The sequence below is a fragment of the Massilia sp. BAP21 genome, from assembly GCF_057801335.1.
In genome coordinates this window covers 4181303-4206959 of sequence record NZ_CM173596.1, presented here as the reverse complement: position 1 = coordinate 4206959, position 25657 = coordinate 4181303, and the positions used below count along the sequence as shown (strand labels likewise).

General features: G+C 65.2%; 25 protein-coding genes. 3 read left to right on the top strand and 22 right to left on the bottom strand.

Features of this window, described 5'->3' with window-relative positions; translation table 11 throughout:
- Positions 1-57 precede the first annotated feature (57 nt).
- The 14 genes from carB to alr form a co-directional block, all read right to left on the bottom strand.
- The gene (gene carB / locus ACWYRN_RS18685; RefSeq protein WP_488689091.1) at positions 58-3288 is read right to left on the bottom strand and encodes a carbamoyl-phosphate synthase large subunit; all 3231 of its coding nucleotides are present in this window, start codon (positions 3286-3288) and stop codon (positions 58-60) included.
- Positions 3281-4468, bottom strand: coding sequence for a glutamine-hydrolyzing carbamoyl-phosphate synthase small subunit (carA, locus tag ACWYRN_RS18680; protein WP_488689090.1), 1188 nt, complete (start codon positions 4466-4468; stop codon positions 3281-3283). Before carA ends, carB begins: the two co-directional genes overlap by 8 nt.
- 433 nt (positions 4469-4901) lie before the next feature.
- Positions 4902-5309 carry a GlcG/HbpS family heme-binding protein gene (locus ACWYRN_RS18675; RefSeq protein WP_488689089.1) on the bottom strand — a complete coding sequence of 136 codons (408 nt, stop codon included), beginning with the start codon at positions 5307-5309 and terminating at the stop codon, positions 4902-4904.
- A gap of 30 nt (positions 5310-5339) precedes the next feature.
- Complete coding sequence (locus tag ACWYRN_RS18670) at positions 5340-6251, bottom strand: patatin-like phospholipase family protein (RefSeq protein WP_488689087.1); 912 nt, start codon at positions 6249-6251, stop codon at positions 5340-5342.
- Positions 6252-6502: 251 nt separating this feature from the next.
- Complete coding sequence (phoR, locus tag ACWYRN_RS18665) at positions 6503-7795, bottom strand: phosphate regulon sensor histidine kinase PhoR (RefSeq protein ID WP_488689086.1); 1293 nt, start codon at positions 7793-7795, stop codon at positions 6503-6505.
- A gap of 15 nt (positions 7796-7810) precedes the next feature.
- Entirely contained in the window at positions 7811-8494 is a 684-nt protein-coding gene (locus ACWYRN_RS18660) for a response regulator (RefSeq protein WP_229435070.1), read from the bottom strand.
- Between the two features lie 6 nt (positions 8495-8500).
- Positions 8501-9193: a phosphate signaling complex protein PhoU gene (gene phoU, locus ACWYRN_RS18655; protein WP_488689084.1), complete on the bottom strand. Its 693-nt coding sequence runs from the start codon at positions 9191-9193 to the stop codon at positions 8501-8503.
- A 40-nt stretch (positions 9194-9233) separates the two neighbouring features.
- Complete coding sequence (gene pstB / locus ACWYRN_RS18650; RefSeq protein ID WP_488689083.1) at positions 9234-10019, bottom strand: phosphate ABC transporter ATP-binding protein PstB; 786 nt, start codon at positions 10017-10019, stop codon at positions 9234-9236.
- A 28-nt stretch (positions 10020-10047) separates the two neighbouring features.
- The gene (pstA, locus tag ACWYRN_RS18645; RefSeq protein ID WP_488689082.1) at positions 10048-10902 is read right to left on the bottom strand and encodes a phosphate ABC transporter permease PstA; all 855 of its coding nucleotides are present in this window, start codon (positions 10900-10902) and stop codon (positions 10048-10050) included.
- The gene (gene pstC / locus ACWYRN_RS18640; protein WP_488689081.1) at positions 10899-11915 is read right to left on the bottom strand and encodes a phosphate ABC transporter permease subunit PstC; all 1017 of its coding nucleotides are present in this window, start codon (positions 11913-11915) and stop codon (positions 10899-10901) included. The genes pstA and pstC overlap by 4 nt, the downstream gene beginning before the upstream one ends.
- An 81-nt stretch (positions 11916-11996) precedes the next feature.
- Entirely contained in the window at positions 11997-13034 is a 1038-nt protein-coding gene (pstS, locus tag ACWYRN_RS18635; RefSeq protein WP_488689079.1) for a phosphate ABC transporter substrate-binding protein PstS, read from the bottom strand.
- A gap of 668 nt (positions 13035-13702) precedes the next feature.
- Positions 13703-13972, bottom strand: coding sequence for a PilZ domain-containing protein (locus ACWYRN_RS18630; protein ID WP_488689077.1), 270 nt, complete (start codon positions 13970-13972; stop codon positions 13703-13705).
- A gap of 167 nt (positions 13973-14139) precedes the next feature.
- On the bottom strand, positions 14140-15519 hold the full coding sequence (gene radA / locus ACWYRN_RS18625) for a DNA repair protein RadA (RefSeq protein ID WP_488689076.1): 1380 nt from the start codon (positions 15517-15519) through the stop codon (positions 14140-14142).
- Positions 15512-16621, bottom strand: a complete 1110-nt coding sequence (gene alr, locus ACWYRN_RS18620) for an alanine racemase (protein ID WP_488689074.1) — start codon at positions 16619-16621, stop codon at positions 15512-15514. The genes radA and alr overlap by 8 nt, the downstream gene beginning before the upstream one ends.
- A gap of 159 nt (positions 16622-16780) precedes the next feature.
- Here alr and lplT point away from each other — a divergent pair, with 159 nt between their 5' ends.
- Positions 16781-18031, top strand: a complete 1251-nt coding sequence (gene lplT / locus ACWYRN_RS18615) for a lysophospholipid transporter LplT (protein ID WP_488689073.1) — start codon at positions 16781-16783, stop codon at positions 18029-18031.
- A gap of 284 nt (positions 18032-18315) precedes the next feature.
- Here the strand turns inward: lplT and ACWYRN_RS18610 are convergent, their stop codons facing one another.
- Genes ACWYRN_RS18610 through tsaB form a run of 4 tightly spaced genes read right to left on the bottom strand, consistent with a single transcriptional unit; the run spans position 18316 to position 21398 of the window.
- Positions 18316-19284: a DUF1853 family protein gene (locus tag ACWYRN_RS18610; RefSeq protein WP_488689072.1), complete on the bottom strand. Its 969-nt coding sequence runs from the start codon at positions 19282-19284 to the stop codon at positions 18316-18318.
- Complete coding sequence (locus tag ACWYRN_RS18605) at positions 19265-20209, bottom strand: uracil-DNA glycosylase (protein WP_488689071.1); 945 nt, start codon at positions 20207-20209, stop codon at positions 19265-19267. The genes ACWYRN_RS18610 and ACWYRN_RS18605 overlap by 20 nt, the downstream gene beginning before the upstream one ends.
- A 2-nt stretch (positions 20210-20211) precedes the next feature.
- The gene (gene rimI / locus ACWYRN_RS18600; protein ID WP_488689069.1) at positions 20212-20679 is read right to left on the bottom strand and encodes a ribosomal protein S18-alanine N-acetyltransferase; all 468 of its coding nucleotides are present in this window, start codon (positions 20677-20679) and stop codon (positions 20212-20214) included.
- A complete protein-coding gene (gene tsaB / locus ACWYRN_RS18595; RefSeq protein ID WP_488689067.1) occupies positions 20676-21398 on the bottom strand; it encodes a tRNA (adenosine(37)-N6)-threonylcarbamoyltransferase complex dimerization subunit type 1 TsaB in 723 nt (240 codons plus the stop codon). The genes rimI and tsaB overlap by 4 nt, the downstream gene beginning before the upstream one ends.
- Before the next feature lie 96 nt (positions 21399-21494).
- On the opposite strand from tsaB, the gene ACWYRN_RS18590 reads away from it, so the two are divergent.
- Complete coding sequence (locus tag ACWYRN_RS18590; RefSeq protein WP_488689065.1) at positions 21495-21920, top strand: thioredoxin family protein; 426 nt, start codon at positions 21495-21497, stop codon at positions 21918-21920.
- 27 nt (positions 21921-21947) lie between these two features.
- On the opposite strand, the gene ACWYRN_RS18585 is transcribed toward ACWYRN_RS18590, so the two are convergent.
- From ACWYRN_RS18585 to ACWYRN_RS18570, 4 genes are all read right to left on the bottom strand, one after another.
- The gene (locus ACWYRN_RS18585; RefSeq protein WP_488689063.1) at positions 21948-22166 is read right to left on the bottom strand and encodes a hypothetical protein; all 219 of its coding nucleotides are present in this window, start codon (positions 22164-22166) and stop codon (positions 21948-21950) included.
- 65 nt (positions 22167-22231) lie between these two features.
- Positions 22232-22777: a molybdopterin-dependent oxidoreductase gene (locus ACWYRN_RS18580; RefSeq protein ID WP_488689061.1), complete on the bottom strand. Its 546-nt coding sequence runs from the start codon at positions 22775-22777 to the stop codon at positions 22232-22234.
- 1 nt (position 22778) lies between these two features.
- Positions 22779-23594 carry an ABC transporter substrate-binding protein gene (locus ACWYRN_RS18575; RefSeq protein ID WP_488689059.1) on the bottom strand — a complete coding sequence of 272 codons (816 nt, stop codon included), beginning with the start codon at positions 23592-23594 and terminating at the stop codon, positions 22779-22781.
- A 34-nt stretch (positions 23595-23628) separates the two neighbouring features.
- Positions 23629-24447, bottom strand: coding sequence for a substrate-binding domain-containing protein (locus ACWYRN_RS18570; protein ID WP_488689057.1), 819 nt, complete (start codon positions 24445-24447; stop codon positions 23629-23631).
- A gap of 109 nt (positions 24448-24556) precedes the next feature.
- On the opposite strand from ACWYRN_RS18570, the gene ACWYRN_RS18565 reads away from it, so the two are divergent.
- The gene (locus tag ACWYRN_RS18565; protein ID WP_488689055.1) at positions 24557-25651 is read left to right on the top strand and encodes a substrate-binding domain-containing protein; all 1095 of its coding nucleotides are present in this window, start codon (positions 24557-24559) and stop codon (positions 25649-25651) included.
- Positions 25652-25657: the final 6 nt, after the last annotated feature.

Here is a 25657-nt window from a genome sequence, read left to right as displayed (position 1 = left end):
AGAGGCGCGCGACGGGAGCCGCGCGAACTCTGTGGTTTGACGGGTACTACTTGCCTACTAGTTTAAGGTGTTATGCAGACCTTGTAAATCGTAGACCTTCAGTTCGCTCAGGTGACGCATGCCCTGGATCGCCGCTTCCGCGCCGGCGATCGTGGTGTAGGTCACCGCGCGCGCCGCCAGCGCCGAGGTGCGGATGGTGCGCGAGTCGGAAATCGCGCTGCGCTTTTCCTCGACCGTGTTGATGACCATCTCGATCTCGTGGTTCTTGATCATGTCGACCACGTGCGGACGGCCTTCGATCACCTTGTTCACCGCGGTCACCGGCAGGCCGGCCGCCGCGATCACGGCTGCGGTGCCTTTCGTGGCCACCAGCGAGAAGCCGAGCGAGACCAGGTCGCGCGCCACCTTCACGGCGCGCGGCTTGTCCGAACCCTTCACCGACAGGAAGACCTTGCCCGACTCCGGCAGCTTGATGCCGGCGCCCAGCTGCGATTTCACGAAGGCTTCGCCGAAGGTCTCGCCCACGCCCATCACCTCGCCGGTCGATTTCATTTCCGGTCCGAGGATGGTGTCGACGCCCGGGAATTTCACGAACGGGAACACGGCTTCCTTGACGCTGTAGAACGGCGGCGTCACCTCTTTGGTGATGCCCTGCTCTGCCAGCTTCTGGCCGACCATGCAGCGCGCAGCGACTTTCGCCAACTGGATGCCCGTGGCTTTCGACACGAATGGGACGGTACGCGAGGCACGCGGGTTCACTTCCAGCACGAACACGGTGTCCACAAGCTTGCCGTCGACTTCCGATTGCTGGATCGCGAACTGCACGTTCATCAGGCCGACCACGTTCAGGCCCTTCGCCATCAGCGCGGTCTGGCGCTTCAGTTCATCGATGGTCTCCGCACTCAGCGAGTACGGCGGCAGCGAGCAGGCCGAGTCGCCCGAGTGCACGCCGGCTTGCTCGATGTGCTCCATCACGCCGCCGATGAAGGTGGTCTCGCCGTCCGAGATGCAGTCGACGTCGACTTCGATGGCGTCGTTCAGGAAGCGGTCGAGCAGCACCGGCGAATCGTTCGACACCTTCACGGCTTCGCGCATGTAGCGCTCGAGGTCGCGCTGCTCGTGCACGATCTCCATGGCGCGGCCGCCGAGAACGTACGAAGGACGCACGACCAGCGGGTAACCGATTTCCTGGGCCAGTGCCAGGGCTTCGGTTTCGGTGCGCGCGGTACGGTTCGGCGGCTGGCGCAGGCCGAGGTCCTGCAGCAGCTTCTGGAAACGCTCGCGGTCTTCGGCGGCGTCGATCATGTCCGGCGAGGTGCCGACGATCGGCACGCCATTGGCTTCGAGATCGAGCGCGAGTTTCAGCGGGGTCTGGCCGCCGTACTGCACGATCACGCCCACCGGCTTTTCCAGCTCGACGATTTCCAGCACGTCTTCCAGGGTCAGCGATTCGAAGTAGAGGCGGTCCGAAGTATCGTAGTCGGTCGACACGGTCTCCGGGTTGCAGTTGACCATGATGGTCTCGTAGCCGTCTTCGCGCATGGCGAGGGCCGCGTGGACGCAGCAGTAGTCGAACTCGATGCCCTGGCCGATGCGGTTCGGGCCACCGCCCAGCACCATGATCTTCTTCTTGTCGGTCGGCGCCGCTTCGCATTCCTCGTCATAGGTCGAGTACATGTAGGCGGTGTCGGTCGAGAATTCGGCGGCGCAGGTGTCGACGCGCTTGTACACCGGACGGATGCCCAGCGCGTGACGGCGCTCGCGCACCGCGGCCTGCGTGGTGTGCATCAGGAAGGCCATGCGCGCGTCCGAGAAGCCCTTTTGCTTGAGCTTGTACAGCGTCGGCTTGTCGAGCGACTCCAGCTTCTGGTGATCCAGCCAGAGTTCGATGTCGACGATTTCCTTGATCTGGATGAGGAACCACGGGTCGATCTTGGTCAGCTGATGCACTTCTTCCAGCGTGAAGCCCTGGGCAAAGGCATCGCCCACGTACCAGATGCGTTCCGGGCCAGGCTCGCCCAGCTCTTCTTCGATGACTTCGCGGTCGCGCGTCATTTCGTTCAGGCCGTCCACGCCCACTTCCAGGCCGCGCAGGGCCTTCTGGAAGGATTCCTGGAAGGTGCGGCCCATGGCCATGACTTCGCCGACCGATTTCATCTGCGTGGTCAGGTGCTTGTCGGCCGCCGGGAATTTTTCGAATGCGAAGCGCGGGATCTTGGTGACGACGTAGTCGATCGATGGTTCGAAACTGGCCGGCGTCGCGCCGCCGGTGATCTCGTTGCGCAGTTCGTCCAGCGTGAAGCCGACCGCCAGCTTCGCCGCCACTTTCGCGATCGGGAAGCCGGTGGCCTTCGAGGCCAGTGCCGACGAACGCGACACGCGCGGGTTCATCTCGATGACGATCATGCGGCCGTCTTGCGGATTGATCGCGAACTGCACGTTCGAGCCGCCGGTGTCGACGCCGATCTCGCGCAGGACGTTGATCGACGCGTTGCGCATGATCTGGTATTCCTTGTCCGTCAGCGTCTGCGCCGGTGCGACCGTGATCGAGTCGCCGGTATGCACGCCCATCGGGTCCAGGTTCTCGATCGAGCAGATGATGATGCAGTTGTCGGCCTTGTCGCGCACGACTTCCATCTCGTACTCTTTCCAGCCCAGCAGCGACTCTTCGATCAGCAGTTCCGAGGTCGGCGAGGCTTCCAGGCCGCGCTTGCAGATCGATTCGAATTCTTCTTCGTTGTAGGCGATGCCGCCACCCGAACCACCCATCGTGAACGACGGACGGATGATGGTCGGGAAGCCCAGCTCGCGCTGCACGGCGCGCGCTTCGTCCATCGAGTGCGCCACGCCCGAGCGTGCCGAACCCAGGCCGATCTTGGTCATCGCGTCCTTGAACTTGGAGCGGTCCTCGGCCTTGTCGATGGCTTCCGGCGAGGCGCCGATCAGTTCGACATTGTATTTTTCCAGGATGCCGTGGCGGTGCAGGTCGAGCGCGCAGTTCAGCGCGGTCTGGCCGCCCATGGTCGGCAGGATCGCGTCCGGCTTTTCCTTGGCGATGATGCGCTCGACGACCTTCCAGGTGATCGGCTCGATGTAGGTGACGTCGGCCATCTCCGGGTCGGTCATGATGGTCGCCGGATTGCTGTTGACCAGGATGACCTTGTAGCCTTCGTCGCGCAGGGCTTTACAAGCCTGGGCGCCGGAATAGTCGAACTCCGCGGCCTGGCCGATGACGATCGGGCCGGCGCCGATGATCAGGATGCTTTTGATATCACTACGCTTAGGCATTCACTTCTCCTGCATTTGCTTTTTTTTCCTGGGCTTGCATCAGCTTGATGAAGCGGTCGAACAGATAGGCGACGTCGGTCGGGCCTGGCGATGCTTCCGGGTGACCCTGGAAGCAGAAGGCCGGTTTGTCGGTGCGGGCGAAGCCCTGCAGCGAACCGTCGAACAGCGACACGTGGGTCACGCGGCAGTTCTGCGGCAGCGTCTCCGGGTCGACCGCGAAGCCGTGGTTCTGCGAGGTGATCAGGACCTTCTTCGAATCCAGGTCCTGCACCGGGTGGTTCGCGCCGTGGTGGCCGAACTTCATCTTCATGGTCTTGGCGCCCGAGGCGAGCGCCATGATCTGGTGGCCGAGGCAAATGCCGAAGGTCGGGATGCCCTTCTCGATCAGCTCCGCGGTCGCCTTGATGGCGTAGTAGCAGGGTTCCGGATCGCCGGGGCCGTTGGCCAGGAAGATGCCGTCCGGGTTCAGGGCCAGCGCATCGGCGGCGGTCGATTCGGCCGGCAGCACGGTGACCTTGCAGCCGCGTTCGGCCAGCATGCGCAGGATGTTGCGCTTGACGCCGTAGTCAAAGGCGACGACGTGGTATTCCGGGTTTTCCTGCTTGCCGAAGCCCTGGCCGAGTTTCCACTCGGTTTCGGTGAACACATACGGCTCCTTCACGGACACGACTTTCGCCAGGTCCATGCCGGCCAGGCCGGGGAAGGAACGGGCGAGCTCGAGCGCCTGCGCTTCGGAGGGCTGGTTGCCCTGGGTGCCGGTGAGGATGGCGCCGGCCTGGGCGCCTTTTTCGCGCAGCAGGCGGGTCAGCTTGCGGGTGTCGATGCCGGAGATTGCCACGACGTTCTCGGCCTTCAGGTAATCCGACAGCGATTGGGTGGAACGGAAGTTCGATGCCAAGAGCGGCAGGTCGCGGATGATCAGGCCTGCGGCGTGGACTTTACCGGCTTCGACGTCGGCGCCGTTGACGCCGTAGTTGCCGATGTGCGGGTACGTCAGGGTGACGATCTGACGCGAGTAGCTGGGGTCGGTCAGGATTTCCTGGTAGCCAGTGATCGCGGTATTGAAGACCACTTCACCGGTCGTATGGCCGGCGGCACCAATGGAAACACCTTTGAAAATCGTTCCGTCTGCGAGGGCCAGGATGGCCGGGACGGCTGGGCCAGAAAAAAATGGCGGCAAGGGTAACTCCCAATAAAGTTACCGTAGCGGCGCCACGTCAGACCGACACCCAAGACCACGGATGCACGGGTGCAATCCGAGTATGGAGGTCGTTTGGAATGAGGAATGGAAGGTAGGCGCTACGGCAAGTAAGTAGAATGGTTAAACCCCTCAATTATAGCGCCCTTCGAGGGTGGCGGCAATGTACCGACAGACGGTTTTCGGGGGAAATGCGTGTTTTTACTTACGGATGAGCGAGAGTTTTCCGGGCGTTAATGGTGGGATGTAGGGTGGTCGGCTATACCCGGCGGCTGGCGGACACGCTGCCGCTGCGCCGCCCACGCGTTCAACCCGTGCGTGACCTGATGCGGCCATGAGCGAAGCCAATTGAACGCGTGGACGGCGCGCCCGCCGCGTTCATGCACAAGATCGGGTGCAGCCGTCCACCCTACGATCAGCCGACCAGCGCGGCGATACCCGCCTTGGCAATCTGCGCATCCTGCTCCGACTTCACGCCCGACACGCCGACCGCGCCAATCACGTGGCCATCGACGATCACCGGCACGCCGCCTTCGAGCATGCCTTCGATTTCCGGCGCCGACAGGAAAGACATGCGCCCGCCATTGATCACGTCTTCATAGATCTTCGATTCGCGGCGGCCGAGCGCGGCGGTCTTGGCCTTGGCCGGCGAAATGTGCGACGACACCGGCGGCGCGCCGTCCAGGCGCTGCAGCCACAGCAGGTGGCCGCCGTCGTCGACGATCGAGAAGGTGACGGCCCAGTTGTTTGCAAGCGCTTCGGCTTCGGCCGCGGCGGCAATGATTTTCACGTCTTCCAGGGTCAGGAATGGCTTGGTCTTCATATCGTTTCCTTGTTTAAACTCTTTTGGTTGTCAGGGCTGCTGTTGCTTGGCCTTCAGCTTGGCCTTCAGTTGCGGCATCACGGCGGCCGCGGCCTGCTCGCCCGCCAGGATCGCCAGGTTGCGGCCGGCAAAGTCGGCGCTGCCCATCTTGCCCAGGGCCGGGGTCATGACGACGTCGGCATCCTTCAGCTCGTAGGAATTGATGCGCTGGCCCATGATCGAGAAGGTCTGCAGCAGGACGTCGACCGAGCTGGCCGTGGCTTGCGAATCGGCCTGGGTCGAGATGTTGACCGCGATGATGAAGTCGGCGCCCATGTCGCGCGTGTACTTCACCGGCACCGGCGCCACCAGGCCGCCGTCGACATAGGTCTTGTTCCCGATCTTTACCGGCTGGAACACGCTCGGCACCGAGGACGAGGCGCGCACGGCCAGGCCGGTATTGCCCTTGTTGAAGAGGATGGATTCGCCCGTCTTGAGGTCGGTGGCGACGGCGCCGAAGCGCTTTTTCAGGCGCTCCATCGGCACGTTGCCCACCGCCTTGTTGACGTAGTTCTGCAAGGCCTCGCCTTTCAGCACGCCGGGGGATTTCGAGAACAGCGGCAGCGCCCAGTCGGAGATGGTCGCTTCGTCCATGCTCATCGCGGTGCGCTGCAGGGTGAAGCCGTCGTAGCCCGAGGCGTACAGGGCGCCGACCACCGAGCCTGCACTGGTGCCGACCACGATCTCGGGGATGATGCCTTGCGCTTCGAGAGCCTTGATCACGCCGATGTGGGCGAAGCCGCGCGCCGCGCCGCCGCCCAGGGCCAGGCCGATGCGCAGTTTTTTAGGTGGCGCCGGGGTGGCGACCACGGCGGGAGTGGGAGCGACGGGCGGCGGGGTGCTGCCGCAGCCGGCCAGGGCGAGTGCGCCGAGCGCAATGAGGGAAGTGCGTCGAGAGAACATGTGCGGGTCGAGAAGGACAATTCCCGATTGTACCGCGCAATGTGGGGCGGTGGATGAGGCTGAACTGAGGGGTGGGTATTCGTAGGGTGGGCACTTGTGCCCACGCGGTCGTACCGATGCGCACCCGAACGTCGACTCGAGATCGCAAACGGACGATGGCCGGTTGCCGGCATCGCGTTAAATCGACCGTTGTACCGCGTGGGCACGAGTGCCCACCCTACGGTATTGCGCCAATCAAAAAAGCGTCCGATTCATCCCGGCAACGAGGTGTTGGGCAACGACGCCGTGAACGTACTCCCCTCCCCCGGCTTCGAGCAAATCTTCACCCGCCCGCCATGCCGCAGCAGCACGTGCTTGACGATCGCCAGCCCCAACCCCGTCCCTTGCGTCTCGCGCGAGCGGCTCTTGTCCACGCGATAAAAGCGTTCGGTCAAACGCGAGATATGCTGCGGGTCGATCCCGATCCCGCTATCCTTCACCGAGAACTGCAAATCATCCTCGCCGCGCTTCCACGACAGCTCGATGCGTCCGCCTTCGGGCGAGTAGCGCACCGCGTTCGACGCCAAATTGGCAAACGCGCTGCGCAATTCTTCCACGCTGCCCATCACGTCCGGCCCGTCGACCGACACCGCGATCTCGTGGCGCCCGCCCGACAAGGCCCTTGCCTCGGCCGCCACCGACTCCACCAGCGCCGCGATATCGACCCGCTCGCGCCGCAGCGGGAATTCGTCCGACTCCAGGCGCGATAACGTCAGCATGTCCTCGATCAGCCGCTGCATGCGCCCGCCCTGCTCGGTCATCAGCTTCAGGTGCGCCTGGCGCGTGGCCGCATCCATGCATGGATCGGACATCGCGATTTCCAGGAAGCCGACGATCACCGTCAGCGGCGTGCGCAATTCGTGCGAGGCGTTCGCGATGAAGTCGCGCCGCATCGCCTCGATGCGCTCGGTGTCGGTAGCATCGTGGGTCACCAGGATCTGGCGCCGGTTCTCGAACGGGATGATGCGGCACTCGATCTTGCGGCCGCGGAAGGACAAGGTCAGCGGCTGCTCATAGCGCCCCAGGATGATGTAGTCGATGAAGTCGGGATGGCGCACCAGGTTGGTCACGCGCAGGCCCTTGTCGCGTTCCAGGGTCAGGCCGAGGTGGCGCTCGGCCGCCGGGTTGCACCACTCGAGGAACAGCACGTCGTCCATGATCGCCACGCCCTCCGGCAGCAGGCTCATGGCCTGGCGGAAGCGCGCCAGCCATTCGGCCAGTTCCGACTGATGGCGCTCGTCCTCGCGGCGCAGGCGGTACAGGCGGGCGAAGACGTCGGTCCAGGCGCCCCAGCCGTCGGGCAACTTGCCCGACTGCGGGTCGTCGAGCCAGTTGCCGAGCTGCTGCAGGTAACGCAGCTGCGACACCAGCACCACGATCATGCCCAGCAGCGCGGCCACCAGGCCTGCCACCAGACCGCCCATCCACCAGATCACGCCGGCGGCAACGAAGAGGGACGCCATGCGCAACAGCGCCGGCACCCAGAACAGCAGTGAGGGATTCATCTGGCCTTCAAGGATTTATTTTTCCGAGAGCATATACCCGACGCTGCGCACCGTGCGGATCAGCCCTTCGGCGCCCTTCAGCGCCTTGCGCAGCCGCAGCACGTGGACGTCGACCGTGCGCTCCTCGATCACGGCGTGGTCGCCCCACACTTTATCGAGCAGCTGGGCGCGCGAAAACACGCGCTCGCGGTGCGCCAGCAGGAATTTCAGCAGCTTGTATTCGGCATTGCCGATGTCGATCTGGCTGCCTTCGATGCTGACAGTGCAGCTGGCCGGGTCGAGCACCACGCTGCCAGCGCGCAGCGGCGCCTCGGCCAGGTGCGGGCTTTTGCGGCGCAGCAGCGCGCGCGAACGGGCCAGCAGCTCGCGCGGCGAGAACGGCTTGGTGACGTAATCGTCGGCGCCCGTGTTCAGGCCGGCCAGCTTGTCTTCTTCCATGCTCTTCGCGGTCAGCATGATGACCGGGATGTCCTGGAAGTCGCGGTCGCCGCGCAGCCGCGCCAGCAGGCGCAGGCCGCTCTGGTCGGGCAGCATCCAGTCCAGCAGCAGCAGGTCCGGCTTGCCGTGCGCGATGCTGTCCCAGGCCGCGGCCGTGGTGCCGACCGAGCGGATGGTCCAGCCGGCTTCGCGCAGCGAATAGCTCACCAGCTCGACAATCGCCGGCTCGTCCTCCACTACCAGTACGCTCGTGTTCTGCATTGTGGATCAGCCCTCTTGCACGGCTGGTTTGCTGTGGCGGATGTCGCGCCCTTCGACCACGTAGATCACGTACTCGGCGATGTTCTTCGCGTGGTCGCCGATGCGCTCGATGGCCTTGGCTACCCACAGCGTATCGAGTGCCGACGAGATCGTGCGCGGGTCTTCCATCATGAAGGTGATCAGGTTGCGCAGGATGGTGCGGAACTCGTGGTCGACGATCTCGTCGGCCGCAATGATCTGCAAGGCCTGCTTGCCGTCCAGGCGCGCGAACGCGTCGAGGGCGTCGTGCAGCAGGTCGGAGGTGGCCTTGCCGATGGTGCGGATCATGTCGTAATGGGCGAAGCTGCCCACGCCGCGCGCGTGCAGGCTTTTCGCGGTGCGTGCGATCTTGGTCGATTCGTCGCCGATGCGCTCCAGGTCGGTGATGACCTTGATGGTGGCCATCACGGTACGCAAATCGTTGGCGGTCGGCTGGCGCTTGACGATCAGGTGGCTGCAGGCGTCGTCGAGCTGCACTTCGAGCTGGTTCACCGCGTGGTCGTCGGCCATGACCTTGTCGGCACGGACGGCGTCGTCGACGCGGAAGCAGTTCAGCGCTTCCTCGAACTGGGTTTCCACCATGCCGCCCATCAGCAAGACCTTGGAGCGGATCGATTCCAGTTCCTGGTCGTACTGCTTGGATGAGTGTTCGCCGATCATATACGTCTCTCCCTAATATTCGTTATTGTCCGGACGTCGATTAACCGAAACGACCCGTAATGTAGTCCTGCGTTTCCTTGCGCGCCGGGTTCATGAACAATTGATCGGTCTCGCCGAATTCAACCAGTTCCCCGAGGTACATGTACGCAGTGTAATCGGAGCAGCGTGCCGCCTGCTGCATGTTGTGGGTCACGATGGTGATCGTGTAGTCCTGCTTCAGTTCGCTGATCAGTTCCTCGATCTTCGCGGTCGAGATCGGGTCCAGCGCCGAGGTCGGCTCATCCAACAACAGCACGTCCGGCTTCACCGCCACGCCGCGTGCGATGCACAGGCGCTGCTGCTGGCCGCCCGACAGCGACAGGCCGCTCTTGGTCAGCTTATCCTTGGCTTCTTCCCACAGCGCCGCCTTTTTCAAAGCCCATTCGACGCGCTCGTCCATCTCGCCTTTCGACAGGTTTTCGTAGAGGCGCACGCCGAAGGCGATGTTGTCGTAGATCGACATCGGGAACGGGGTCGGCTTCTGGAACACCATGCCGATTTTCGCGCGCAGGGCGTTCACGTCGACACCCGGCTCCAGGATGTTGCGGCCGCGGTAGTTGATCTGGCCTTCGGCGCGCTGGCCCGGGTACAGATCGTACATGCGGTTCAGGGTGCGCAGCAGGGTCGACTTGCCGCAGCCCGAAGGGCCGATGAAGGCGGTCACCTGCTTGTCGTGGATGTCGAGCGAAACGTTTTTCAGGCTCTGCGTTTTACCGTAGAAGAAATTCAGGCCCGCAATCTCGATGGTCTTGGTTTTTGCGCTTGGAGCTGCGGTCGGGGTTGCCATAGCAAGGGTCATGGTTCGTCAGGATAAATTAACGTGGCGTCTTCTGGGTGAAGACGGTGCGCGACAAAATGTTCAGGAACAGCACGGTGAAGGTCACCAGCAGTGCGCCGCCCCAGGCCAGCGAGCGCCAGTCGTCGTAAGGGCTCATCGCGAACTGGTAGATCACCACCGGCAAATTGGCCATCGGTGCATTCATGTCGGTGCTGAAGAACTGGTTGTTCAGGGCCGTGAACAGGAGCGGTGCGGTCTCGCCCGAGATACGGGCCAGGGCCAGCAGCACGCCGGTGATCACGCCGGCCTTTACGGCGCGCAGGCGCACCAGCATCGCCACCTTCCAGCGCGGCGCGCCGAGGGCGAAGGCCGCTTCCAGCAAACTATTCGGTACGAGGCGCAGCATGTTGTCGGTGGTGCGCACGACCACGGGAATCGCGATCAGCGACAGCGCGATGGTGCCGGCATAGCCCGAGAAGTGCTTCACGTTCGCCACGTACAGGGCGTACACGAACAAACCGATCACGATCGACGGCGCCGACAGCATGATGTCGGTGACAAAGCGCGTGACCTGGCCGAATCGGTTGGTCTCGCCGTACTCGGCCAGGTAGATGCCGGCCAGGATACCGATCGGGGTGCTGACCAGGGTCGACAAACCGACCATCATCAGGCTGCCGACGATGGCGTTGCGCAGGCCGCCGCCCTCGCTGCCCGGCGCCGGGGTGTCGCCGCTGAACATCGTGGTCGACAGTGCGCCGAAGCCGTTGGCCAGCAGGGTCCAGAGAATCCAGGCCAGGACGGCCAGGCCGATCGCCATCGCCAGCACCGACAGCGCGATGCCGACACGGTGCGCCAGCAGGCGCTTGCGGTAGACAGGATTCATCACGTTCATTTCGTGCCTTCCTTGCGGGACATCCCCGCCAACATCAGTTTTGCAGCCGACAGCACGACGAAGGTGATGGCGAACAGGATCAGTGCCAGCGCGAACAGCGAGGACACGTGCAGCGGCGAGGCCGCTTCGGCGAATTCGTTCGCCAGGGTCGAGGAAATCGAGTTACCGGCCGAGAACAGCGACCAGCTCAGTTCATGCGCGTTACCGATGACAAAAGTGACCGCCATGGTTTCGCCGAGCGCGCGGCCCAGGCCCAGCATCACGCCGCCGACCACGCCGTTGCGGGTATAAGGCAGCACCACCTTGCGCACCACTTCCCACTTGGTGCAGCCCAGGCCGTAGGCCGATTCCTTCAGCACGGTCGGGACGATCTCGAACACGTCGCGCATCACCGAGGAGATGAAGGGGATGATCATCACGGCCAGGATCAGGCCGGCGGTCAGGATGCCGATGCCCATGGTCGGGCCCTGGAACAGCTGGCCGATCACCGGCAGCTGGCCGAGGGTAGATTTCAGCAGCGGCTGCACATGGTCGGCGAACAGCGGCGCGAACACGAACAGGCCCCACATGCCGTAGATGATCGACGGGACGCCCGCCAGCAGCTCGACCGCGGTGCCCATCGGGCGGCGCAGCCAGACCGGGCAGATCTCGGTGAGGAAGAGCGCGATGCCGAAGCTGATCGGGAAGGCGACCGCCAGCGCGATCAAGGACGTGGCGAGCGTGCCCCAGATGGCGATCAGGGCGCCGAATTTATCTTCGACCGGGTCCCACTCGACGGTGCTGATGAAGGCCGGGCCGAATTCCGCAAACGCGGGCGCGGCGCCGATGGCCAGTGAAATGATGATGCCGACCAGTGCGATGAGCACGCTGGCCGCGAACAGCAGGGTTACCTTGTGGAAGATGAAGTCCTGGATGCGCTGGTTGCGCATGGTCTTGCTGAGGGCCGCCTGCTGCTGGTCGGCGTGCGCCGCGCTGGCTGGCTTGTCGAGGGCGACGGATGGGTGTGCGCTCATGTGTATTTTTATTGAGTGTGCTGCTTTCAGGTCGTGCGAGGCGCCGCCGGCGCGATCATTGCCGGCGGCGAGGGTGTGCCCTTACCAGACCGCCTTGCCCGAAGCGTCCTTCAGGTTGGCTTTCCAGGCGTCCTGGACCAGCTTGGTGACGCCGGCCGGCATCGGCACGTAGTCCAGGTCGGCGGCTGCGCCGGCGCCGTTCTTGTAGGCCCAGTCGAAGAACTTCAGGACTTCCTTGCCCTTGGCAGCGTCGGCTTGCGACTTGTGCACCAGGATGTAGGAGGCGCCGGTGATCGGCCAGCTGGCCTTGCCCGGCTGGTCGGTCAGGACCACGGCGAAGCCCGGGGCCTTGGCCCAGTCGGCGCTGGCGGCGGCGGCCTTGAAGGCTTCGTCGTCAGGCTGGAGGAAAGCGCCTTCGCGGTTCTGCAGCTGGGTGTGCGCCATCTTGTTCTTCTTGGCGTAGGCCCACTCGACGTAGCCGATGGCGCCCTTGATGCGCTGGACGTTGGCGGCCACGCCTTCGTTGCCCTTGCCGCCCACGCCCACGGCCCACTTGACCGAAGTGCCGGCGCCGATCTTCAGCTTCCAGTCGGGGCTGGCCTTCGACAGGTAGTCGGTGAACAGGAAGGAGGTGCCCGAACTGTCGGCGCGGCGCACGACGGTGATGTCGTCGGCCGGGAGCTTGACGCCCGGGTTCAGCACGGCGATCGGCTGGGCGTTCCACTTGGTGATCTTGCCCATGTAGATGTCGGCCAGCACGGCGCCGGTGAGCTTGACCTGGCCGGGGCCGACGCCGGGAATATTCACGATCGGGACCACGCCGCCCATCACGGCCGGGAACTGGAACAGGCCGGCATCGTTCAGCTCCTTGGCCGGCAGCGGCATGTCCGATGCGCCGAAGTCGACGGTCCCGGCCTTGATCTGCTTGATGCCGGCGCCCGAACCGACCGACTGGTAGTTCAGGCCGGTGCCGCTGGCCGCCTTGTACATTTCCGCCCACTTGGCGTAGATCGGATAAGGGAAGGTTGCGCCGGCGCCGGTGATGTTCGCTGCCTGGGCAGTCGTCGCCAGGGTGGCGGCGGCAAGCGCGACGGTGAAGAACAGGTGCTTCATACGCATATCGATATCCTTTCAGGGTGTAGTGCGACACTGCATTTCCGGATGTCCGGCTTCATTGCAGCGCAGTCTACTGATTGAATATGACAAGTTAATGACATCGCAAAAATCCATGTCATCGAATCCATGACATGGGATGTTGGGCGTGTCATATGCGTATTTCAACCGCGTTTCATTCGCATGACAGCTGAACCGTAGCTGAACCACAGCTGGACAGCGGCCACGTCCACGCCCCGCGAAACGCGGTCCGCGCCATAGTGCCGTGTTACAGGAATGACCGTCACACAATTGATGACACCCATTCCGGCCAGGCCTGGCAAGCGGGCCCGGCAGGCGAATTGTCAAGCGGCCCCGGGTGCAAAAAATCGGCCGGCCACGCTCTTGTAAATACACCGGCGGCTGCTATGCTCAAGACATGTTCACATCATGGAGGGAATGCTGAAGAGCGTTTGGGCGGTATGTTTAATATGTTTGTGTTTGCCATCCTCAGCGGCATGGTTGGCCTGATTGCCTACGAAATCTTCCAGGAAATCGGCGGCAGTTCGGAAGCCCTGCACGACCACTATCACGAATAGTGCACGGCCCATCATGGGCCAGACGTCAAGACGTAAAAAAGCGGCGAGGCCCACGGGCGCTCGCCGCTTCGTTTGCGTCCCGTCGCTTACCCCGCGCTAGCGCAGGAAGCGCGCCAGCGAGGTCATCGCGCCCAAGTCCAGGTTCAGGAACTGGAAACCGGCCTTGAACTCGCCGTGGCTGAGGATGCAGTGCGTGACCTTGACGCGGGTGTTGATGGGAACGATGTTGCCATCGACCAGCAGGTCGAAGCGCAATTGCGCCGCCTGCCCTGCCGGCACCGGGTTCGGCAGGTTGATACTGACGCCCTGGGCGCTGATGTCGGTGGTACGGCCCATCATCGGGGCGCTGCCCTCGACCGCCAGCATGGCGCGGGTCTTGCATACTTTTCGGGGGGACTGCCTTTGCTCTGTCACAAATTCACCAACTTGCCTAATGGAAACAATGCTCCATTATAGGTAAAACTGACGACCCCGTCAGTAAGGACGGGGCCGCGCGCCGGCGTCCCAGCGCGCAACCTTCGTGGTGGATGGGTTCAGTCCAGCTCGCGCAGCTTGCTGAACGCCTGGTCGATGCGCTCGACGGCGATGATGTTCATGCCTTCGATTTTTTGCTTCGGCACGTTGGCTTTTGGAATGATCGCGGTCGAGAAGCCCAGCTTGGCCGCTTCCTTCAGGCGTTCCTGGCCGCGCGGCGCCGGGCGGATCTCGCCGGCCAGGCCCACTTCCCCGAACACCACCAGCCCGCGCGGCAAGGGTTTGTTGCGCATCGACGAGTTGATCGCCAGCAGCACGGCCAGGTCGGCCGCCGGCTCGGCGATCTTCACGCCGCCCACCGCATTGATGAACACGTCCTGGTCAAAAGCGGCGATACCGGCATGGCGGTGCAGCACCGCCAGCAGCATCGCCAGGCGGTTCTGCTCCAGGCCCACCGACAGCCGGCGCGCGTTCGGCAGGTGGCTGGCGTCGACCAGGGCCTGGATTTCGACCAGCAGCGGGCGCGTGCCCTCTTGCGTGACCATCACGCAGGAACCCGGCACCTGGCTGTCGTGCTGGGACAGGAACAGCGCCGACGGATTCGACACGCCCTTCAGGCCCTTCTCGGTCATGGCGAACACGCCCAGCTCGTTCACCGCGCCGAAACGGTTCTTAATCGCCCGCACCAGGCGGAAGCTGGACTGGGTATCGCCCTCGAAGTAGAGCACGGTGTCGACGATGTGTTCCAGCACGCGCGGCCCGGCCAGCGCGCCCTCTTTCGTCACGTGGCCGACCAGGATGATGGTGACACCGGTCTGCTTTGCCACGCGCGTGAGCTGGGCTGCGCATTCGCGTACCTGCGACACCGAACCCGGCGCCGCAGTGAGCGCGTCCGAATACAGGGTCTGGATCGAGTCGATCACCGCCACTTCCGGCTTCAGGTCGGCCAGGGTGCCGAGGATCTTCTCGAGCTGGATCTCGGCCTGCAGCTTGAGTTCCTTGGCGTCCACCGCCAGGCGCTTGGCGCGCAGGGCGATCTGGGCGCCGGATTCCTCGCCGCTCACATATAAAGTGCTGCGTACCGAGGCGAGGTTCGCCAGCGCCTGCAGCAGCAGGGTCGACTTGCCGATGCCAGGGTCGCCGCCGATCAGCACCACGCCGCCGGCCACCAGGCCGCCGCCGAGCACGCGGTCGAATTCCTCGATGCCGGTGCCGAAGCGCGGCACGTCGGTGGCTTCGATGTCGGCCAGGGACAGCACCGGCGCCGTCTGCGCCAGCGCCTTGTGGTTCACGGTCTGCGACATGCGGTTCACGCCCGCGGTTTCCACCGCCGACTCGACCAGCGTGTTCCAGGCCTTGCAGTCCGGGCACTGGCCCATCCAGCGGCTGCTGACGCTGCCGCATTCGCTGCACACAAACTGGGTCTTTGCCTTAGCCATGGGTTCCCATCCGTCCTTCGCTCACGCGCACGCGCGGCGCGAGTGCGCACATCAATTCATAGCCGATGGTGCCGGAAGCGGTTGCCACCTCGTCGATCGGCAAGCCGTCGCCCCACAGGGTGACCTTGCTGCCGACGCGGGCATTCGGGATCGGCGTCAGGTCGACCGTCATCATGTCCATCGACACCCGCCCCACCACGCTGGTGCGCACGCCATCGACGATCACCGGGGTGCCGTGCGGCGCGTGGCGCGGGTAGCCGTCGGCATAGCCGCAGGCCACCACGCCCACCTGCATCGCGCCGGTCGCCTCGAAGCGGCTGCCGTAGCCGACGGTGTCGCCGGCTTCCAGCTGCTGGATCGCGATGATCTCGCTGCTCAATGTCATGGTCGGACGCAGGCCGAAGTCGTGCGCCGTGCGCCCGCCGCCCGGGGTGCCGCCATACAGCATGATGCCGGGACGGACCCAGTCGTTTTGCAGTTCCTGGGCCAGCACTTCCTGGTGCAGCACGCCGGCCGAATTCGACAGGCTGCGCTCGCCGCCCAGGCCCTCGACGCCGGTGCGGAAGCGGCGCACCTGCTCGGAAATCGTCAGGCGCGGGTGTTCCAGTTCGTCGGCATTTGCGAAGTGGGTCATGTGGGTGATGTTGCGCACGCCGGGAATGGCGCGCAGGCGCTTGTAGGCGGCGGCGTATTCGTCGGGGCGGAAACCGAGGCGGTTCATCCCGGTGTTCATCTTCAGGTGCACGTCGATCGGGCGGTAGAGCTGGGTGTACTCCAGCATCTTGATCTGCTCGAGCGAGTGCACGGTGCTGTTGATGTCGTGCTCGGCCAGCAGCGGCACGTCCGAAGCATCGAAGATCCCTTCCAGCAGCAGGATCGGCCTGGTCCAGCCGAGTTCGCGCAGGCGCAGGGCGTTCTCGGTTTCGATCAGGGCCAGGCCGTCGGCCTGGGCAAAGCCCTTCATGCCGCGCTCCAGGCCGTGGCCATAGGCGTTCGCTTTCACCACGGCCCAGGCCTTGGACTGCGGGGCGCAGGCACGGGCGCGGGCCAGGTTATGCTGCATCGAATCGAGGTGAATGGTGGCGCAGAGGGGGCGTGGCATAGCAACTATATGGGGAAAGAGACCGGAAAAGGAAGAGAAACGGTATTAGGTGAAAGGCTCTATTTTACCGGACAGCCCCCCTTTCTGGCGGGCTGAATTCTTTGGCGAGCCACCCTTTCATGGTATAAAGCAACCCAGACTTGTTTTCAGATACTTTCGATGAACCGTGGTTTCTACACCATCATGGCGGCGCAGTTCTTCTCGTCGCTGGCAGACAATGCGCTGCTGTTCGTAGCCATTGACATCCTGGTGACGATGAACGCCCCGGCATCGCTGACGCCGTTGCTGAAGCTGTCGTTCGTGCTGTTCTATGTGCTACTGGCCGCCTTTGTCGGCGCCTTTGCCGATTCGCTGCTCAAGGGCCGCGTGATGTTCATCGCGAACCTGATCAAGATCTTCGGCTGCGGCCTGATGTTCCTGACCGTGCATCCCCTGCTCTCCTACGCCGTGGTCGGCTTCGGCGCGGCCGTGTATTCGCCGGCCAAGTACGGCATCCTGACCGAACTCCTGCCGCCGGAAAAACTCGTCGCCGCGAATGGCTGGATCGAGGGCCTGACCGTGATGTCGATCATCTTCGGCACCGTGCTCGGCGGCGCCCTGGTCAGCGACGCCGGCTCGGCCCTGCTGCTGGGCTTCGGCATCCCGGGCATCGACAACACCAGCGAAGCGGCGATGGCCGTGGTGGTGGCCATCTATATATTGGCTGCGCTGTTCAATCTGCGCATCCCCGACACCGGCGCCCGCTACGAGCACCAGGAACGCAATCCGATGAAGCTGATCGCCGACTTCGCCAACTGCTCGGCCACGCTGTGGAAAGACAAGCTGGGCCAGATTTCGCTGGCCGTGACCACCCTGTTCTGGGGCGCGGGCGCGACCTTGCAGTTCATCGTGCTGAAGTGGGCCGAGCGCTCGCTGCACATGCCGCTGGATAAGGCCACCAGCCTGATCGGCGTGGTCGCGATCGGCGTGGCGGTGGGCGCGGCGCTGGCCGCGAAGATGATCCCGTTGAAGAAATCGCTGACCGTGATCCCGATGGGGATTTTCATGGGCCTGATCGTGACCGTGATGGTGTTCGTGCACGACGTGATCGTCGCCTACCCGCTGCTGGCCATGATCGGCTTCCTGTCGGGCTTCTTCGTGGTGCCGATGAACGCGCTGCTGCAGCACCGCGGCCACGTGTTGATGAGCGCAGGGCACTCGATCGCGGTGCAGAACTTCAACGAGAACCTGTCGATCCTGACCATGCTGGCGATGTACGCGATCATGATCACCCTGAACCTCAACCTGAACGTGATCATCATGATCTTCGGGTTGTCGATCGCCGGCATTACTTACCTGATCCTGCGACGGCACCAGCTGAACCAGAAGCAGCATGATTCGCTGGCCTTGATTGGCGAGCATAAGCACTGATCGGCCCGCGACGTCTCCTGTACGGTGGGCACTCTGTGCCCACGCGGTTACGTGCTCATCTCTTGGACACGTGCGTAAAAAACGTCGCTCGCTGACGTCAGCAGTACTGCGAACGGTAGCGAGCGATGACGGTGCGGCCAACAATACCTGCAACGCACGTACCGCGTGGGCACGGAGTGCCCACCCTACGGTCGAGGCCATTCGTCAGAACGACATCACCACGCATCACCCGCCACAAAACGGCAGAGAGCGCGCCGCAAATAATATTTGCAAATATTGCAATATTACCAAACAATATTTCGCGGCACATTCGCCGGGTAACGCGCTGCCGCCCGCTCGCGCCAATCGTTCGGCACGATGAACCCGCGCTCGATCTCTTCCACGCAGCCCGGCGTTGCGCGCACCACGGCCACCAGCACCGGCGACCCCGACTCCTCGAACTGCGCCTCCAGCGCCGCATGCAGCTGCGCACGATTCAATAGCCCGGCGGCCTGCGTGGCCCGGAACGGCGCCAGCCATTGCAGCTTGGGCAGGACCAGGAAGGCATCGGCCCCGGTCGCGTCGAGTTCGTCCAGCGCGCACCAGAAGCCGCGGCAGTGGCCGGCCGTGATGCCGCTTATTGCCGCCCAGCTGCCGGCCGGGTAGAACAGCCAGCCCTTCACCAGCGCCCGCGCCGCCGTGACCGGCCGCGGCAGCAGGGCCTGGGCCGCAGGGTGCGCGCCCAGTTCCAGCTGGCGTTCGAAGATCTTGCGCATCTTGGCGCCCAGGCTGTCGGCCAGGTTCGGACCGACCAGGGCGTCGAATTCCTGCCCCTGCCCGCCCTGCAGCAGATAGAACTTGGTGGCGAACTCGATGTGTTCCAGCGCATCCGGCCCGGCGTCGAGCAGGAAGTCGAACTCGCCGACGGTGTCGTTGCGGCTGGCGCGCACTTGCAGGCCGTGTTCGACCAGGCGGCCCTGGTGCTGGAAATAAAAGGCCATCAGCTTTTCCGCATACAGCCCGAGGCGGGTGTAGACGCGCGGGCCAAGCGCGGCGTCGAGCGCGGAAGGGTCGTGGTCGAGGTTGGCCAGCCAGCGCGCCACCTCCTCCGTTACCGGCCCCAGCGAGGCAATGCGGCCCTGCCAGTGCGGGGCGGCGCTGTCGAGCAGGTCGGGAGAGTCGAGCAGCCAGGCCAGCGCCCGCACCCGTGCGCGCCGCAGGTGCGACCAGCGGCGGTGGAAGCTTGACTGGTAACTATCGGCCCCGTCGCGCATGCGCAGCCCGCGCGCGGCACAAATCGGTCCAGGCCAGGGCCTTGTCGGCCCCGCGGCGCAGCAGCTCGCCCGGATGCAGGGTCGCCACCAGGCTGGCCTCGCCCAGCGCGTGCACGGCGCCGCGCGAACCGGCCAGCGGCTCCTGCAGCGGCTTGCCGAGCAGGCCGTTGGCGGCGATCTGGCCGAGGGTGAGCACGGTCGATGCTCCAGTGAGCGCCAGCTCGCGTTCCAGGAAGGGGCGGCAGGCCGCGGCTTCCTCGGCAGTGGGCGCGCGGTCGCCGCCCTTGGCGCTGGCCGGACGGCACTTGACCAGGCTGGTCACGTAGACCGTGTCCTGGCGCGAGAGGTCGACCGCGGCCAGCATGTTGTCCAGCAGCTTGCCGGCTTCGCCCGACAGCGGCTGGCCGGCCTGTTCGTCGGCGCTCGAGGTGGCGCCGGCGGCGACGAACCAGTGCGCCTGGCGCGCGCCGGCGCCGTACACCGGCTTGCGGGCGCCTTCGCCGCCCTGGCAGGCGCCGCAGCGCTTGCAGGTGGCGATCGCGGTGCGCAATTCGTCCCAGTCCATGCGCGCGATCTCCTCGACCGAGGGCCCAGTGTCTTCCTCGATCGGCGCGGGCGGTGGCGGCGGCGCCCAGGCGGGGGGCGGCGGAGCCGAGGTCATCGGCACCTCGCCCCAGGCTGGGTCGCGCGGCGGCGGCGGGATGAAGCCCGGGGCCGGGGCCGGGGCAGATGCGGGAGCCGGCGCCGGCGCAGGTGTAGGTGCCGGTGCAGCCACAGGGGCTTGGGCAGCCGCCGCGTCGCCTTCCGGCGCAGCATCCGCACTTTGCGCCGCTACCGGCTGCGCCTCTTCCTGCGGCTGGCGGCGCAGGCGCCACAGCGGCGCAATGCCCATCTCCTGCAGGAAGACCTCGTCGCGTTCGCTCATGTTCATAAGTCCAGCCTCATCACGATCGCATCCTCGCGCCTGCCTTCATGCGCCGGATAATACCCCTTGCGCCGGCCGATTTCCCTAAAACCGTAGCGCGTGTACACGTGCAGGGCGCGCTCGTTCGAGGGCCGCACTTCGAGCAGCACCGATTCGGCGCCGCGGGCGCGGGCGCGGGCGCCGAGGGTGTCGAGCAGCCAGCGCCCGAGGCCCGTGCCATGGCGCTCGCCGGCCACCGCCACGTCGAGCAGGTGGGCTTCGTCGAGCGCATACATCAGCAGGAAGTAACCCGCCAGCTTGCCGCCGGCGTCGCGCGCGACCCAGGCGTCGTAGCCGCTGGCGATGCAGTCGACGAAATTCCCGCGCGTCCAGGGATGCGGGAACACGCTGCATTCGAGCGCGTACACCTCGTCGACGTCGCCGGCCTCCATCGGGGCCAACGCCAGGCTGGCGTGCTGCATGGCTGTCATGCGCCGGCCTTGGCAGCGTTGATCGCCTGGCGCTCGGCGCTGGTGTAGGCGACCTTGTTGCGCAGGTAGAGCGGCTGGGCCTCGGCGGCCGGCAGGGCCTGGCCCGCGGCCAGCGCCGGCGCGGCCAGCACGGCCAGTTCGCGCGCATGCGGCACGATGTCGGCATGGGCGCCAAGCGCAAAGTCCTTGCCCTCGAAGGCTTGCGGATAGGCCGCGAAACCGTTGCCGCAGGCAGCCAGGCCGTCGGTCGCCAGCGGCTGCACGGCCTCCGGCGCCGACAAGGCCGGCTCGGCGACCGTGGTCCAGCGAGCGCCATCGTAGCGGTACTGCGCCCAATAGACTTCGTTCATGCGCGCGTCGAGCACCGCCAGCACCTCGACAGCGCCGGTACGGGCGCGGCAGGCTTCGGCCATGGCGGCCAGCGTCACCAGCGGGATCACCGGCAATTCGGCGCCAAAGGCCAGGCCCTGGGCCACGCCGCAGGCGGTGCGCACGCCGGTGAACGAACCGGGGCCGGCGCCAAAGGCGATGGCCTCGCAATCGGCCAGCTTGATGCCGGCCTCAACCAGGAGTTCCTGCACCATCGGCAGCACGGACTGGGAATGGGTGCGCACGCCGCCGGATTCGCGCGACAGGACGTGGGAACCGCGATGGGTGTCAATAAGCAGCGCGCACGAGGCGAGTTCCGACGAGGTTTCGATGGCAAGGATGTTAGGCATGCGGTATTTTACCGCGCCGCGGGATGGCGACCAAGGCCACGGCTGCCGCCCGATACCGATGCTGCCGGATTCGTCCGCGCGATGTAGAATTCGCCCATGCATAGCCTGACACTCGACAACGACAACCGCGACGCCGTCGCCGACGCCATTGCCGGCGAGCGCTGGGTCGTCGCCTGCCTGTGCGCCGCCTGGTGCGGCACCTGCGGCGGCTACCGCGCAGCCTTCGACGGCATCGCCGCGCGCCACCCGGACAAGGTCTTCGTCTGGATCGACATCGAAGACCAGGCCGACGTGGTGGGCGACCTCGACGTCGAGAACTTCCCTACCCTGCTGGTCCAGCGCGACGACACGGTCGCCTTCTTCGGCACCATGCTGCCCGACCCTGCCGTGGCCGAACGCTTGGTCAAGGCCCAGGCCGAGCTGGCGCCCGCCGAACTGGCGCGCCTGGCCCAATCCAGCGCCGAGCGGCGCGCGTGGCAGCGCGACTGCAACCTGCGCACCCTGCTGCAGGACGCCAGCTGAAGCCTGCGTCAAACAAGACGGAAAGACTCAGTCACCCGGCCCTTCGCCAGGCATGGTGTCGGCCATCAGGCGCAACTCGTCCGGCGTGAGTTCCTCGGGTTTCTTGTCCTTCAGGCCGTCGACCGATTCGGACGAGGGATGGGAGGGCTGGGTGGCCCCGGCTTCGGCTCGTGCCCCTTGCGCCGCGTCTTCGGGGTTGCGGTCTTCGGCAGGTTGGATGTTGCCAGGCTGATTACTGGTGCTCATGTGACGCTCCTTGCGGGGTTTTCGATGACGCCAGTCTGGCACAGCATGGCGTCACGCGGCGTCACCTAGCCTGGCGGCAAAGCCTGTTTCGGCAGCGTGAAGAACGCGATCCGGTTCAGCCATTTCACGTGGCGCGGTCCCGGTTTCGTGTCGGACAGCGAACGCAGCGCGTACGGTCCTTCGGCTGGCGGCAGCGGCTTGCCGTTCATGCTGGTGATGACCAGCACGCTGTCGCCGGCGCGGCCGTTGTAGAGCTCACCCCACGAAAACAGCACCGCATAGTCGTCGCTCGCGCGCGCGACCACGCCGGAGTGGCGCAGCGCGTAGCGATCGAGCTTCTGCACGCCGGCGGCATCGAGCAGGTCGCGCAGCAGCACGCCACGGTAGCGCACCTCGGCCTGCTCGGCCCTGGCGCCGGCGCCGGCGCCGATGCTGCGGGTCTCGACCAGTTCGGTCTGCGGCAGCGCGGCAATTTCGGCCTGGGTGAAGCGGCGCGCCGCCTCGCCGATCCTCACCTCGATCCCGCCGTCCTGCGCGAACGCGAGGCCGGCCGCCAGCAGCAGCGGAAGGAAGAACCCGACACGCCATCCAGGACCGCCGGCGCGCGCCATCTTACTTACCGCCTTTGTACGAAGGGAAGAAGACCTGCTGGCCTTCGACCTTGAACGCGGCGATCAGGCCCTGGCCTTCCGGCGAGGTGATCCACTCGACCAGCTGCATCGCGCCCTTGTAGTTCGCCTGCGGGAAGCTCTTCGGATTCACGGCGATGATGCCGTAGGGGTTGAACATCTTGGTGTCGCCCTCGACCGCGATTTGCAGGCCGGTCTTGGCGCGGTAGGCGATGTAGGTGGCGCGGTCGGTGAGCGTATAGGCGCGCAGCTCGGCGGCCATGGTCAGCACTTCGCCCATGCCCAGGCCGGCCGACACGTAGTTGGCGCCCTGCGGCTGGCTGCCCACCTGCTTCCAGTAGGCGCGCTCCATCTGGTCGGTGCCGGAATTGTCGCCGCGCGAGATGAACTTGGCGCCGCTGGCGGTGATCTTCTTCATCGCGTCGAGCACGTCCTTGCTGCCCTTGATCTTCGCCGGGTCGCTTTCCGGGCCGACGATGATGAAGTCGTTGTACATCACGTCGCGCCGGTTCACGCCATGGCCCTCGGCCACGAACTTGTCTTCGCTGGCGCGGGCGTGCACCAGGGTCACGTCGACGTCGCCGTTCTTCGCCAGTTCCAGCGCCTTGCCAGTGCCGACCGAGATCACGTTGACCTTGGAATTGGTCTTGGCCTCGAACTTCGGCAGCAGGTATTGCAGCAGGCCCGAGTTCTCGGTGCTGGTGGTGGTCGACAGCTTGATCACTTGCTGCGCGAACGCCGGTACGGCCGCAGCCAGCAGGAAGCCGAGTACGGCAAGGTGTTTCTTCAGGTGGGTCATGCTTCTCTCTCTAGGTTGACGTGCTTAAGTGTGTTCAATGGAATCCGTATTTGCGCAGGATGTCCTGGCCCTGTCGGCCGAGCACGAAGCGCAGCAGGCGCTCGCCCTCGCCCGACCCTTTACGCGCCGCGATGCCGTAGCTGCTGCGCACGTTCAGGCTGTCGGGAATGCGCAGCGTCGCCAGGCGCGGCAAGGCCTGCGTCACCAGCACGGCATTCGTGCAGTACATGATGTAGGCGTCGGCGCGGTCCTGCTCGAAGGCCGTGATGTAGGGCAGCGTGCTGTTCGGGTCGAGGTTGGCGGCGCCCGACAGCTTCAGGGCCTTGGCATCGAGCACGGCGTACAGGCCGGGCTGCTGCGCGTCGGCCTTGCGGAAGAACTGCCAGGTGTAGTCGCCCATCGGGTCGCTGACCGGGGTCGATGTCGCCAGGCGCAGCGCCGGCGAACGCAGGGTCTCGAGCAGGTTCTCGGCGCGCAGGCCGGCCTGCGGCGTCGAGACCACGCACAGGTCGTTATGGGTGAACACCGCCGATTCGCCCAGCAGGCCGCTTTTCGCCAGGGCTTCGGTGTGTTCGCTGGCCGCCGAGGCGAACACATCGGCCTGGCGCCCGCCCTCGATTTCCTTGCGCAGCTTGCCGGAGGGGCCGTACCGGGCGTCGAAGGTGGCGCCGCCCGACGCGCGATAGGCGACGAGGAGGTCGCCAAAGGCCTGGCGCAGGCTGCCGGCGGCGAGCAGCACGGGTGCGCTCGCGGACGCAGGCTGTGCCGGTTCGCTCCCCTGCGCCAGCGCCGCCGCGGGCAGCAGCGATGGCAACAGCGCGGCCAGCGCCAGCGCGCCGCCTGCACGCTTCATGCCCGCCTCGCGCGCTTGCTACTATCCCGCCCCATGTCATCCCTCGGTGTCTTATCGATGTGCTATGGTAAGCCGCCCTCAAAAACTTTCAATATGAACATGATTGCATATGTTGCACGTTAAGCTTGCCTACACCTTCGCCGATTCGGCCGCCCTGCGCTCCCAGCTCGACAATCCCTTGTTCGACATCCTGACGGCGATCCATGGGGCAGGCTCGGTCGGCCAGGCGGCAATCACGCTCGGCCTGTCCTACCGCCACGTGTGGGGCGAGCTGAAGAAGTGGGAATCCGCGCTGGCCTCGGAACTCATCGTCTGGGAGCGGGGCAAGCGCGCGCGCCTGTCGCCGTTCGGCGAAAAGCTGCTGTTTGCCGAGCGCCGTGCGCGCATGCGCGTGCTGCCGCAGATCGAGAACCTGGTGGCCGAGATGGAACGCGAATTCGCGCTCGCCTTCGACCCGGGCGCGCACGTGATCCCGATGTGCGCCAGCCACGACCTGGCCCTGCCGCGCCTGAAGGAATTCATGGGCCGCAGCGCCAAGCTGCACCTGGACCTGCAGTTCCGCGGCAGCGTCGAATGCCTGGAAGCCCTGGAGCGCGGCGAATGCCAGCTGGCAGGCTTCCACGTCAGCGAAGACCGCGCGCCCGGCAGCATGACCCAGAAGGCCTTCAAGTCGCTGCTTAAGCCAGGGCGCCACAAACTGATCAACTTCGTCGGCCGCCAGCAGGGATTGATGGTCGCGCGCGGCAACCCGAAAGCCATCCACGCCGTGCCGGACCTGGCGCGCCCCGACGTGCGCTTCGTGAACCGGCAAGTCAATTCCGGCACCCGGCTGCTGGTGGAACAGTTGCTGCGCCAGGCGGCCATTGCCACCACCAGCGTGCGCGGCTTCGATACCGCGGAGCCGACCCATCTGTCGGTGGCCGCGGCGGTGGCCTCGGGGCTGGCCGATGCCGGCTTCGGCATCCAGGCCGCCGCCGTCGAGTTCGGGCTGGACTTCATTCCGGTGATGCGCGAGCAGTATTATTTTGTCTGCCTGAAGGAAGCGGTCGATGCCGCGCCGATCGCGGCATTGCGCGAACTGCTGGCGCGCAGCGAGTGGCAAAGCCTGACGGCGGACCTGCCCGGCTACGACACCACCGGCGCCGGCCAGGTCGTGTCGCTGAGCCGCGCCCTGCCCTGGTATTCCTTCCGCAAACCCAAGTGACGAACC